This window comes from Sphingopyxis sp. EU05-FHT14B03 (genome assembly GCF_058790875.1).
Genome location: NZ_JBYTDC010000002.1, coordinates 1,030,262 through 1,042,013 on the forward strand (window position 1 = coordinate 1,030,262; position 11,752 = coordinate 1,042,013).

General features: G+C 64.4%; 14 protein-coding genes. 5 read left to right on the forward strand and 9 right to left on the reverse strand.

The window, feature by feature from the left end; genetic code table 11:
- Nucleotides 1-2: 2 nt before the first annotated feature.
- The 6 genes from AC3WS4_RS14025 to dusB form a co-directional block, all read right to left on the reverse strand.
- Nucleotides 3-503: a hypothetical protein gene (locus tag AC3WS4_RS14025; RefSeq protein ID WP_492739609.1), complete on the reverse strand. Its 501-nt coding sequence runs from the start codon at nt 501-503 to the stop codon at nt 3-5.
- A 65-nt stretch (nt 504-568) separates the two neighbouring features.
- Nucleotides 569-1,000: a GFA family protein gene (locus tag AC3WS4_RS14030; protein ID WP_492739608.1), complete on the reverse strand. Its 432-nt coding sequence runs from the start codon at nt 998-1,000 to the stop codon at nt 569-571.
- A 142-nt stretch (nt 1,001-1,142) separates the two neighbouring features.
- A complete protein-coding gene (gene arr / locus AC3WS4_RS14035) occupies nt 1,143-1,565 on the reverse strand; it encodes an NAD(+)--rifampin ADP-ribosyltransferase (protein ID WP_492739607.1) in 423 nt (140 codons plus the stop codon).
- Between the two features lie 69 nt (nt 1,566-1,634).
- Entirely contained in the window at nt 1,635-3,053 is a 1,419-nt protein-coding gene (locus AC3WS4_RS14040; RefSeq protein ID WP_492739606.1) for a sigma 54-interacting transcriptional regulator, read from the reverse strand.
- Nucleotides 3,050-4,141 carry a two-component system sensor histidine kinase NtrB gene (locus AC3WS4_RS14045; protein ID WP_492739605.1) on the reverse strand — a complete coding sequence of 364 codons (1,092 nt, stop codon included), beginning with the start codon at nt 4,139-4,141 and terminating at the stop codon, nt 3,050-3,052. The genes AC3WS4_RS14040 and AC3WS4_RS14045 overlap by 4 nt, the downstream gene beginning before the upstream one ends.
- Nucleotides 4,138-5,136: a tRNA dihydrouridine synthase DusB gene (gene dusB / locus AC3WS4_RS14050; RefSeq protein ID WP_492739604.1), complete on the reverse strand. Its 999-nt coding sequence runs from the start codon at nt 5,134-5,136 to the stop codon at nt 4,138-4,140. Before dusB ends, AC3WS4_RS14045 begins: the two co-directional genes overlap by 4 nt.
- Before the next feature lie 94 nt (nt 5,137-5,230).
- Between dusB and AC3WS4_RS14055 the strand changes: the two genes are divergently transcribed.
- The 3 genes from AC3WS4_RS14055 to AC3WS4_RS14065 are packed head-to-tail and all read left to right on the forward strand — an operon-like array spanning nt 5,231 to nt 7,608.
- Complete coding sequence (locus AC3WS4_RS14055) at nt 5,231-6,418, forward strand: bifunctional 2-C-methyl-D-erythritol 4-phosphate cytidylyltransferase/2-C-methyl-D-erythritol 2,4-cyclodiphosphate synthase (RefSeq protein ID WP_492739603.1); 1,188 nt, start codon at nt 5,231-5,233, stop codon at nt 6,416-6,418.
- Between the two features lie 31 nt (nt 6,419-6,449).
- Nucleotides 6,450-6,989 (forward strand): hypothetical protein, encoded by a 540-nt coding sequence (locus tag AC3WS4_RS14060; RefSeq protein ID WP_492739602.1) that lies wholly within the window; start codon nt 6,450-6,452, stop codon nt 6,987-6,989.
- Between the two features lie 52 nt (nt 6,990-7,041).
- Nucleotides 7,042-7,608, forward strand: coding sequence for a CinA family protein (locus AC3WS4_RS14065; protein ID WP_492739601.1), 567 nt, complete (start codon nt 7,042-7,044; stop codon nt 7,606-7,608).
- Nucleotides 7,609-7,688: 80 nt separating this feature from the next.
- Here the strand turns inward: AC3WS4_RS14065 and AC3WS4_RS14070 are convergent, their stop codons facing one another.
- From AC3WS4_RS14070 to lipA, 3 genes are all read right to left on the reverse strand, one after another.
- Nucleotides 7,689-8,906 (reverse strand): adenylate/guanylate cyclase domain-containing protein, encoded by a 1,218-nt coding sequence (locus AC3WS4_RS14070; RefSeq protein WP_492739600.1) that lies wholly within the window; start codon nt 8,904-8,906, stop codon nt 7,689-7,691.
- Between the two features lie 160 nt (nt 8,907-9,066).
- Complete coding sequence (locus AC3WS4_RS14075; protein ID WP_492739599.1) at nt 9,067-9,507, reverse strand: type II toxin-antitoxin system RatA family toxin; 441 nt, start codon at nt 9,505-9,507, stop codon at nt 9,067-9,069.
- Nucleotides 9,508-9,515: 8 nt separating this feature from the next.
- The gene (gene lipA / locus AC3WS4_RS14080; RefSeq protein WP_492739598.1) at nt 9,516-10,445 is read right to left on the reverse strand and encodes a lipoyl synthase; all 930 of its coding nucleotides are present in this window, start codon (nt 10,443-10,445) and stop codon (nt 9,516-9,518) included.
- A 62-nt stretch (nt 10,446-10,507) separates the two neighbouring features.
- Here lipA and AC3WS4_RS14085 point away from each other — a divergent pair, with 62 nt between their 5' ends.
- Both AC3WS4_RS14085 and AC3WS4_RS14090 read left to right on the forward strand, forming a co-directional pair.
- Nucleotides 10,508-11,146: a carbonic anhydrase gene (locus tag AC3WS4_RS14085; protein ID WP_492739597.1), complete on the forward strand. Its 639-nt coding sequence runs from the start codon at nt 10,508-10,510 to the stop codon at nt 11,144-11,146.
- Nucleotides 11,147-11,160: 14 nt separating this feature from the next.
- Nucleotides 11,161-11,736, forward strand: a complete 576-nt coding sequence (locus AC3WS4_RS14090) for a hypothetical protein (RefSeq protein WP_492739596.1) — start codon at nt 11,161-11,163, stop codon at nt 11,734-11,736.
- Nucleotides 11,737-11,752: the final 16 nt, after the last annotated feature.

The window sequence follows — 11,752 nt, forward strand, 5'->3', positions numbered from 1 at the left end:
CCCTAAGAAGCGCCGAAAATTTCGTTCAAGGTGCGATCCAGCTTATTAGCTTCATCGCTCCAGCATTGTAACTTTTCGGGAGCGGCCAACGTATAGGCTCCGCTGGTCAGGGCAAGAATGGGCGTGCCGCCATTGCTAACAATGATTGATTCAGGAATGAAATCGTCGATGCAGATATCCAACCCCGCAGACTGCGCGTTCAGATACGCTCGCCTAACTTCTTCAAGCCGTGCCGTATCTAGGCGCCCGCTCTTAGAAGACCTTTCTAAACCCGCATTTTGGCAGACCTCCCGCGGCGCTCTCGGGGTGAGCGCAAATTCGCCAGTGACCAAGTCTATTCGCACGTTGCCAGCGGGGCACCACTCAGAATGCTCAATGGTCGAAAAGATAATGGCGGTCCTACCGGGCTCGAAAATATCATACCCCGGAGTTTGAGCGGTAACCGCCAAAGACAACAAGAACGAGAACACAACTTTCTTCTGCCACGACAGGGCAACGTCCACAACCGGTCGTGAGAGGCCATTCCGGCGCCCGCGGAGGGTCGGCGACGGGTGGCTTTTTCGCGAGGTCAGCTACCGGCCTTGTCCGAGGGGAATCCTGCCGCGAATTGCGGCGCCCCGTCGGTTATGCACACCCAAGGCGCCTTCGAACCGACGAATATATGGGCGGCATAACCACGAAATCCCGGGTCGTCGTCGAGCAAGCCCGCCGGGACGAAATATAGCTTTCCTTCCCGATCGGTGTGCGGGGTCGGACTTCCGCACGTCTTGCAGAAGCTGGATTGCCACCCCTGCTCACCGGGGACATGGTAGGTCGCGATATTGTCCGCGCCTTTCACCCAGCGGAAGCTGGCTTTCGCGGCATAGAAAACGGCATTGCCATCGGTTCCCGACACCTTGCGGCATTTCGAACAGTGGCATTGCCCGGCCGGTCCGAATTTGCCATCGACGACGAAGCCTATTTCGCCGCAAAGGCATGAGCCTTTGATTGGTCCGGGCATCGCTACCTCCCAAATATTCTGGATCAAGGCATACTATCAAAGCCTGGCCTGTCTGCAATTGGCCTGTCCGCAATCGGTCGCCCGCGTCCTATCGCTTGCCGCGATCCGACCGAACGGCACGCAAGATGCGTGTCGCCGTGCGTCAGTTGATGATTTCGGCTCGCTCGTCGGAGCGCAGTGCGGTCAGCCGTTCTCTCCACAGCTGCAGGGCTTCGGGCGTCAATCTGGTCCATTCTGTGATTTCACCGATGACCTTGAGCGGTGCGCTGCTGCGATACGACCGGGTGGGATTGCCGGGAAATTTCTTGTCGGTCACGTTCGGGTCGTTCTCGAATATCCCGGTCGGCTCTACGGCATAAACGCGGGGGACGGCAGCGCCTTCGGCGAGGTCCGCCGCGATTTCAGCGGCAAGCCCGGCCCCGTCCACAATGGCCGTGAAGTAGATGTGGTTCATCACCACCTCCGGGTGATAGTTCGACCGGTATCCGGCGGTCAGGACATCACCCACGCGCAAATCCGCGATTGTGCCGTGAAAGAAGGGGCCCTCGTCCAGCACTTCGGCCATCGTCATCGTCCTTATCTTGTGAGACCGCTTTTGGTCAGTGAGCCAAGCGAGGCCGGCGCGGGGACCGCTTCACACGCGCGTCGGGTCGATGTCGAGCTGCCCCAGCCGCTTGCGCAGGGTGTTGCGGTTGATGCCGAGGCGGCGGGCGGCCTCGAGCTGGTTGCCGCGCACGTCGCGCAGCACGCGGCGCAGCAGCGCGGCCTCGACGATCGCCTGAAGCCGTTCGTGGATCGTGCCGTCCTGTTCGGCGGCGGCGAGTTCCTCGCGCGCCCAGTCGTCGACGGCGCGGCCGATCGCGTCGGCGGGGGCGAGGATCGGATGGCCCTCGCCGCTTTCGTGGAGCACCGCCTCGACATCGCGGACCGAAACGACGGTGTCGCGCGACAGCACCGCGAGGCGCTGGACGACGTTGCCGAGTTCGCGGACGTTGCCCGGCCAGTCATAGCGTTCGAGCAATTGCATCGCGGCGGGCGCGAACTGGCGGTCGGGAAGGCCCGACGCGCGGCCGGCCTCGACGAAGTGGCGGATCAGCGCGGCGATGTCGCTGCGGCGATCGCGCAAGGGAGGCAGTGTTACCGGGATGACGTTGAGCCGGTAGAAGAGATCCTCGCGAAAGCGGCCGTCGGCGACGAGGGTGCGCATGTCGCGGTGGGTCGCGGCGACGACGCGGACGTCGGCACGCAAGGCCTGGCTGCCGCCGACGGTCGAATATTCGTTGCTCTGGAGGACGCGCAGCAGCCGCGTCTGCGCCTCGATCGGCATGTCGCCGATTTCGTCGAGGAACAAGGTGCCGCCCGCTGCCTGTTCGAAGCGCCCCGCGTTGCGGCTGTGCGCGCCGGTGAAGGCGCCCTTTTCGTGGCCGAACAGTTCGGCCTCGATCAGTTCGCGCGGGATCGCCGCCATGTTGATCGCGACGAACGGCCCGGCGCGGCGCAGGCCGGTGGCGTGGACGGCGCGCGCGACAACCTCTTTCCCCGTGCCCGATTCACCGAGGATCAGGACGGCGAGGTCGTTCGAGGCGAGGCGTGCGATGGTGCGGTAGACCGCCTGCATCGCCGGAGCGCGGCCGACGAGGCCGTGACTGTCGGCGGGACCGGCCTCGACGGCGGCGGCGGGTTCGGCGCGGCGGCGGGCCAGCGCGGCGCGGACGCTGGTCGTCAGGTCCTCGAGGTCGAAGGGCTTGGGCAGATAGTCGTAGCTGCCGATGCCGGTCGCGCGCACCGCCGTATCGAGGGTGTTCTGCGCCGACAGGATGATCACGGGCACTTGCGCGTCGAGCCCGGCGCCGGGCAGCGAGTCGATGCCGTCGCCGTCGGGCAGCACGACATCGGTGATGACGAGGTCGGGCGCGTTTGCGGCGAGCCAGGCATTGCGTTCGGCGACGGTGGTGACCGCGGCGAAGACGCCGCATTCCTCGGCAAGCGTTTCGCGGATGATCAGCGCGATCGTCGGATCGTCCTCGACGAGCAGGATCGTCTTGCCGTTCATGCCGTCTGGCCCTTTTGCGCTGCGGGGAGGTGGACGCGGAAACGGGTCCATTCGCCGTCGCGCATATGCTGGACGGTGCCGCCCATGTCGCGCGCGAGCTTTGCCACGAGAGCGAGGCCGAGACCGCGGCCTTCGCGCTTGGTGGTGACGAAGGGATCGAACAGGTCGCCGCGAATCTCGGCAGGGACGCCCGGACCATTGTCGCTGACCGCGACCTCGATCGGCAGCGCGATGCGGCCGCGGCCGTCGCCATTGTCGATCGAGAGGCCGTGGCGGTACGCCGTCGCGATGCGCACCGTGCCGTCGTCGCGCGCGCCCAGCACCTCGCAGGCGTTGGTGAGCAGGTTGAGCAATATCTGCACCATGGCGTCATGGTTGCCGAGGACGAGCGGCAGCGAGGGGTCGAAATCCTCGGCAAAGCGGATGCCGGGGAGCTGGCGCGCGCGCACCGCCTCCATCGCCTGGTGGATCGGCTGGTAGAGGTTGAGCGGCTCGCAGGCGATCGGCTGGCCGCGCGAGAAATGCTCCATCTGGTCGATCAGCGTCGCGATGCGATCGACCTCGGCGACGATCAGCGAGGTGAAGCGCGTCTTGCCCGCGTCGGCGCCGCGCGCGAGCAATTGCGCCGCACCGCGGATGCCGGCGAGCGGGTTCTTGATCTCATGCGCGAGCATCGACGCGGCGGCGCCGGCGGCGCGGCCCGAGCGGCCGATCGACCCGCCCATCAGTTCGGCCTCGCGCTGCGACGCGACGAGCGCGAGGATGCGGTGGCCGGCGTGGCCATAGGGCACCATCTGCATGTCGACCGCGATCGACTTGCGCCCGCCGACGCTGATCTCGGCGCCATGGGCGAAAAGCGCCGAATAAGCCGGGTCGCTCATTCGCTGGCGGTAATTGCGGTCCATGCCGATGACGTCATAGACGACATGCCCGACCATCGCGGCGCGCCCGGTGTTGCAGAGCTGCTCGGCGGCGGCGTTGACGAAAAGGATGACGCCGTTGCGGTCGATCAGCAAGGTGGCGACGGGATGCGACTGGATCAGCTCGTCATGGTCGAACGTCGGGATGCTCGACGTGAGCGCGCTCACGCAGCCGCCCTGGTCAGATGCGGTCCGTAAAAGCCTTCGAGCGCGTCGAGCACACCCTTGCTGTCGGGGATCTGGTTGACCTTGTTGCGAAACTCGGCCGATCCGTGCAGCCCCTTGACGTACCAGCCGAGGTGCTTGCGCGCCATATTGACCCCGGTCATTTCGCCATAATGGTCGATCATCGCACGGTAATGCGATGTAATGACGTCATATTGTTCGTCGAGGCCGGGGTCGGGGCGCTCGGCCTCGCCGCGCAGCGCCGCCATCACCTGACCGAGCAGCCAGGGGCGTCCATAGGCGCCGCGGCCGATCATGACGCCATCGGCGCCGCTCTGCGCGAGCGCGGTGCGCGCGTCGTCGGCCGAGCAGATGTCGCCATTGACGATCACCGGGATCGCCACCGCGTCCTTGACGCTGCGCACAAAGCCCCAGTCGGCCTCGCCGCGGTACATCTGGTTGCGGGTGCGGCCGTGGACGGTGACGAGCTTGGCGCCGATATCCTCGGCGATATGGGCGAGTTCGGGGGCGTTGAGGCTGTCGTGGCACCAGCCCATGCGCATCTTGACCGTCACCGGCACGGACACCGCCTTGACGCAGGCCTCGATCAGCGCGGCGGCGAGCTTGAGGTCGCGCATCAGCGCCGAGCCGGCATCGCCGTTGGTCACCTTGCGGACCGGGCAGCCCATGTTGATGTCGATGATCGCGGCGCCGCGATCCTCGTTGAGCTTCGCCGCCTCGCCCATTTCATAGGGAGTGCAGCCGACGAGTTGCATCGACACCGGCTCTTCGATCGGGTCCCAGGCGGCCTTTTGCACAGATTGACGCGTCTCGCGGATCGCCGCCTGGCTGGCGATCATCTCGGTGACGTTGAGCCCCGAGCCATAATAGCGGACGAGCTTGCGGAACGGCAGGTCGGAGACGCCCGTCATCGGCGCGAGGATCACGGGATCCGCGATGGTGATGGGGCCGATCTGGATGGGGCGCAGCGCCGCCATGGGGGAAGCCTTCGAATTTGCCTAAAAATTGAGCAGCGCCCCTACACGTTAAGCGGCTTTCCCGCAAGCGACGGCTGCGCTAACCGGCTCGGTGATGAGCGAGTCCGCCCCTTCCCCCGCCCCTGCCGTCGTCGCCGTGCTGCTGGCGGGCGGGATTGGTGCGCGCGCAGGCTATGACCAGCCCAAGCAACTCGCGCTGCTCGGCGGCAAGCCGGTGCTGCGCTGGAGCCTCGACGCCTTTGCCGCGCATGGCGGGCTGTCGGGCGGGGTGCTGGTAGGCAATGATGACGTCATGGCGTCGGCGGGCGCGCTGCCGGAAGGCTGGATTTCCGCGGCTCCGGGCGACGAGCGGCAACAGTCGGTGGCGAATGCGCTGGCGGCGCTGGCGGGCTTCCCGGACGATGCAGCGGTGCTGGTGCATGACGCGGCGCGGCCCGGCGTCAACGCCGCGGTGATCGACCGGCTGCTCGCCGCGCTCGCCGACGGCGCCGAAGGGGCGATCCCGACCCTGCCGGTGCCCGATACGCTGGTCGCGCAGGCCGATGGGGTTGCGGGCGATGTCGTCGATCGCGGCGCGCTGGCGCGGGTGCAGACGCCGCAGGCGTTCCGGCTCGGGACATTACGCCGCGCGCATGAAGCGTCGGACGGCGCCGCGGCGACCGACGATGCCCAGCTGGTGCGGCGGATCGGGGTGCCGGTGGCGGCGGTCGCGGGCGATGCGCGGCTCCACAAACTGACATATGCCGACGATATGGCGATATTGTCGGGATTGCTGGAGACGGGCAGAATGATGCAAAACGCGGTCGGCATGGGCTATGATGTTCACCGGCTGGTTGCCGACAAGCCGTTGTGGATCGGCGGCATAGAAATCGCGCATAGTCATGGACTTGAAGGCCATAGTGACGCCGATGTCGCGCTTCATGCGCTGACCGACGCGATCCTCGGCGCGCTTGGCGACGGCGATATCGGCGACCATTTCCCGCCGAGCGATCCGCAATGGCGCGGCGCGGCCTCGCACCGTTTCCTGTCCTTCGCCGCCACCCGGGTCGCGGCGCGCGGCGGACGCATCGCGCATGTCGACCTGACGATCATCGCCGAGGCGCCGAAGATCGGGCCGCACCGCCAGGCGATCCGCGAGCGTATCGCCGATATCCTTGCGGTTTCGCCGCTGCGGGTCAGCGTGAAGGCGACAACGACCGAGCGGCTGGGCTTTACCGGCCGCCGCGAAGGGATCGCCGCGCAGGCCGTCGCGACACTGTCGCTTCCCGATGACCGGGCCTAAGGTCGGAAAAGCGAAAGACGATGGGGGATTCATGAAGCGGATTGTTTTGAGCGTTGCAGCGGGCGCGGCGGTGTTGGCGGGGCCATCGGCGCAGGCGGCGACGAAGCCCTGTCTCACGCCGGCCGAAATGAGCGGCCTTGTCGCCTATTTCCTGCCGCAGGTGATCGACGGCGTCGTCGAGACATGCCGCCCGCACCTTCCCGCGGGCAGCTATTTGCTGACCGGATTGGACACCCGCGTCGCCGAACTGCGCGGCAACGCCGATGCGGTCTGGCCGCTGGCCCGGGCGGGCTTCATCAAGATCGGAAGCGGCAAGAATCCGGAGGATGGGGCAGCGATGCTCGACATGTCCGACGATGAATTGCGGGCAACGATCGACACCGGCTTCGTTGAAACGCTCGGCATCGAACTCAAGCCGGGCGAATGCGCCGACGTCAACGACATCAGCGAAACGCTGGCGCCGCTGAGTGCCGACCAGATGGTGGCGTTCGTCGCAGCGACGTTTGCAGCCGTGTCGCGCGGTGGCAAAGGCGTGGCAAGCTGTCCGCGCGCCCTGTACAACGCCAATTAGGCGAATATCGCCCCGAACCGCCCGGCAAGCCGGGCGCCACAAAGGTTTTCCCATGACTGATACATCGGCCGTCCCCAGCAGTCGCGAGGCCGCACGCGGCGAACTGGCGACGCGCGTGCTGACCGACAACCGCGCCGCCGGGCGCAGGGTCGCGGTCGCCGAGAGCTGCACCGGCGGCATGGTGTGCGCGGCGCTGACCGACATCGCGGGCAGCTCCGATGTGTTTTCGGCGGGCTTCATCACGTATTCGGGCGCGGCGAAACAGGCGCAGCTCGACGTGAGCAGCGAGATATTGGAGACGTTCGGCGAGGTGTCGCTGGCGACCGCCTGGGCGATGGTCGCGGGCGCGCTGGCGAACAGCGATGCCGATGTCGCGGTCGCGATCACCGGGATCGCCGGTCCCGGCGGCGGGTCGGAAAAGAAGCCGGTGGGCCTGGTCGTCTTCGCGCGCGGGCTGCGCGGGCAGGACCCCGACGATTATTTCACCCAGCGGGTGCAGTTCGAAGGCGGCGACCGTGCGGGGATCCGCCACGCGGCGACCTTGTTCGCGCTCGACCTGCTGTTGCCCGAGAAGGATACGCTGGGGCCGTCGGAGGATATTGCGCTGCCGGCGAGTTGAGAGGACGGGCATCGGGAGGCTGAAGCGCATCCCGGAATCAAATATGAGCCCACTGATTGTGTGCTTTTCGGCGAGATCGATCATCCTGAAAGCAAGGGATAGACTTTAGTCTCGCCGATACCTTTCAGCGTTTCCAGCCGCGGTGACCCAAAATCGAAATCGCTTTGCGCCCGATAATAGGTGGATTCGGAAACTAAGATTGAGCTGGGATCGGCGGCAGCTTGAATGCGGCTCGCCAAATTCACTGTATCGCCCCAATAATCATAAGCCATTCGAGACGACCCGATGACCCCGCCAACAACCGAACCTGTGTGAATGCCAATCCGCAGTTTAAGGTCCGTGCCTACCAAAGGCGGCTCATTCCGCATTTCATCGAGCACTTCGACTGCGAATTGGATCGCGTCCTTCGCGCAATTAGCGCTGGCTGTCGTCGCGCCGGCAACAGCGAGATAGGCGTCGCCAATGGTCTTGACCTTTTCCACGCCGAGCCGATCAGCGCAGCGATCAGCGAGCAGAAAGAATGAATTCAAAACTTCCACTAAATGTCGGGGAGCAAGGGTGCGAGACAATTGCGAAAATCCTACCAAGTCGATGAAAATCACTGATACTTCGCTGAACGCGTCTGCAACAGTATCCCCTTTGCGTAACCTTTCTGCGACCTCCTCCGGCAGGACGTTATAAAGGAGTCGCTCGGTTTGAGCTTTTTGCGCCTCAAGAGCCGCCGTCGCAATCCAAGCCGTTTTTGACTTCTGCAAGATTGAGTAGTTTGCCCATCCTCCTAGTGAAAGGGCGGTAAGAAGCGGTGCGAGTTGCACACCATATGCGATGGGACTCGGAGCAAACTGCGCGACATAGATCGCGCAGATAAGCACGATTGAGACGGCCGCTAGAGAAAAGGAAGCAAATGACCCGCTGATTCCCACTACAAGCGCAGTTAAAAACACGGTCGCATTGTAAAGTACTAAAGAAAATGGCGTGGTTCCCCACGATTCCGCGAGTCCGAAGAAAGATCGGTTTACGTTGAGTTGCGCGCAAAAAATCAACGTCATGAAGGGCGCATCTAGCCACCAATATTTAAGATAGGCGTTCGAGTTTATCACGACCGCGAATGCGGCTAGCGTCACCATCATCAGGGCGCTTGAGTAGATGATTGATGAAGAGGCCGCACTGCCTACGCTAGGTGCCGTAATAACGTACAGCGCCAAAATCCCGATACCGATGAAGCAAATGGTGCGAGCAATTTGGCGATGTTTTTGGCGCTCCGCCGCTTGAAAATCGACTACATCAAAAATCTGCATCCGATGCCTCCACACATATCAATGTCATGGAAGAGATATTCTCGGAACGGGCGCCCAAGCTTGCGTTTATGTGCAGAGTTTTGGTTAATATTTCAATAGTCGCATTGCCTGCCTCTAGGCGACCGAAAGATTGACTCGAGTTGACGGCAGATTGCACGAATTAAGCCGCTACCCCGTACAACTCCCCTGCCCGCGTCTCGAACGCCGCGATCATCTTGCGCAGCGCCTTGTCGAACATCTGGCCGGCCAGCGCCTCGAACATGCGGTTGCGGAAGGCGAAGTCGACCATGAAGTCGACGCGGCAGCCGCCCTCTTCGAGCGCGGTGAAATGCCATTCGTTGGTGAGGTGGCGCATCGGGCCGTCGATATAGCTGACCGAAACCCTGGTCGGCCGCTCCTTGTGGACGCGGCACGAGAAGCTCTCGCGCAGCCCCTTGAAGCCGACGATCATGTCGGCGACCGCCTCCTGCTCGCTATCGCTGCGGATACGCAGCGCGACGACCCAGGGCAGGAAGTCGGGATAATGTTCGATATCCGCGACCAGCGCGAACATCTGTTCGGCGCTGTACGGCAGGACGCGGCTTTCCTGATGCCTCGGCAAGTCGGTGGTCAGTCCGCCGCGGCGCGGGCGAGCTTGGCCTCGCGCGCCGCGCGCATGACCTCGAAATCGTCGCCGGCGTGGTAGGACGAGCGGGTCAGCGGCGACGCCGCGACCTGCAGGAAGCCCTTGGCGCGGGCGATCTGCGCATAGGCGTCGAAGGCCTGCGGGGTAACGAAGTCGATGACCTTGGCGTGGCGCGGGGTCGGTTGCAGATATTGGCCCATCGTCATGAAATCGATGTCGGCGCTGCGCATGTCGTCCATCACCTGATGGACCTCCATCCGTTCCTCGCCGAGCCCCATCATGATCCCCGACTTGGTGAAGATCGACGGATCGCGGCGCTTGACGCTTTCGAGCAGGCGCAGCGAGGCATAATAGCGCGCGCCGGGGCGGATCGTCGGATAGAGGCGCGGGACGGTTTCGAGATTATGGTTATAGACGTCGGGGCGCGCGTCGACGATCGCCGCGATCGCGCTTTCGGGCTTGTTGCGGAAATCGGGGGTCAGGATCTCGATCGTCGTCGTCGGGGTTTCGCGGCGCAGCGCTTCGATCACCTTGACGAACTGGCTCGCGCCGCCGTCGGGCAAATCGTCACGATCGACCGAGGTGATGACGATGTGCGACAGGCCCATCTTCGCCGCGGCGATCGCGGTATGTTCGGGCTCGAACGGATCGACCGCGCGCGGCATGCCGGTCTTGACGTTGCAAAAGGCGCAGGCGCGGGTGCAGGTGTCGCCGAGGATCATCACCGTCGCATGCTTCTTGGTCCAGCATTCGCCGATGTTCGGGCACGCCGCTTCCTCGCACACGGTGTGCAGGTTGAGCTCGCGCATCAGCTTGCGCGTTTCGGCATAGCCGGGGCTGGTCGGCGCCTTGACGCGAATCCAGTCGGGCTTGCGTTGGCGCTGCGGGGCGGGCTGGGGCACGGGAGCGGTCATGCCGCCCACATAGTCGCGCGCGCCGCTCTTCTCAACCTCACTTGTTGTGCTAAGGCGCGCGCATGACTCGCTTTGCAGATATGATCGATGGCTACCGGCGTTTCCGTAACGGCGGTTGGCAGGAACAGCGCGAACGCTGGGAACAACTGGCCGAGGGCCAATCGCCCAAGGTGATGGTGATCGCCTGTTCCGACAGCCGGTCCGAACCGTCGCAGATTTTCGACACCAACCCGGGCGAAATCTTCGTCGTGCGCAACGTCGCGGCGCTGGTGCCGCCGTTCGAGACGACGCCCGGACGTCACGGCGTCTCCGCCGCGCTCGAATTCGCGGTACAGTTCCTGAAGGTCGAGGAAATCGTCGTCATGGGTCACGGCCTGTGCGGTGGCTGTCATGCATCGCTGCACCGGACGATGGACGGCGCCGAGCCGGGGCGCGGCGGTTTCATCGCCGACTGGATCGCGATGCTCGACGATGCGAGTGCGGCGGTTCGCGCCGACTATCCCGATTTCGACAATCGCGAGGCGGGCCGCGCGATGGAAATGGCGGCTGTGCGCGTGAGCATAGCCAATCTGCGCACTTTCCCCTGTATCGAGGAGAAGGAAAAGCGCGGAAGCCTGAAACTGCGCGGCGCCTTTTTCGCGATCAGCGACGGGGTGCTGCACGTGATGGACGACGCGACGGGAGATTTTGCACCCGCCTGACAGGGGAGACGGACATGAGCAAGAATGCGATGTGGCTGACGATCATTTTCGTGGCAGCCATTGTCGGAGCGCTGATGGGGCCGTCGATCGGCAGCCTGGTCGGCGAAGGCACGATGCTCATCCTCGCTCCACTGTTCCTGATCGGGGTGGTGGTCTTCTGCATCTGGGCGCTGTCGAGCAACAAGAGCGGCGCCAAGGCCGATCCGGCGGCGCTTGCCGACGCCCGGCAGATGCGCGCGCCCGACGGCAAGGCACGCATCTATGTCACCCGCCGCGGCTTCGTCGCCGCGCTGCAGGGGATGAATGTGACGATGGGCAGCGCGCAGGGGCAGATCAAGTCGGGCCAGATGCTGATGGCCGATGTCGAACCGGGCCAATATGTGATCCACGTCGCGACCGCCAAGGCGAAGCTGGCGCGGCCCGCCGAGATCGAAGTCGATGTCGGCGCGGGCGGCGTGGTCGTGATCGACGCGATGATCGAAATGGGGGCGCTGAAGGGCGGCGTGAAGCTGACCCGGCTCGACGCGACGCAGGCGCGCGAGAATGTGAACGCGACCAAGCTGATCCTGTGGGAAGTGCCGCCGATCTGACCGGCGCCAGGGTCAA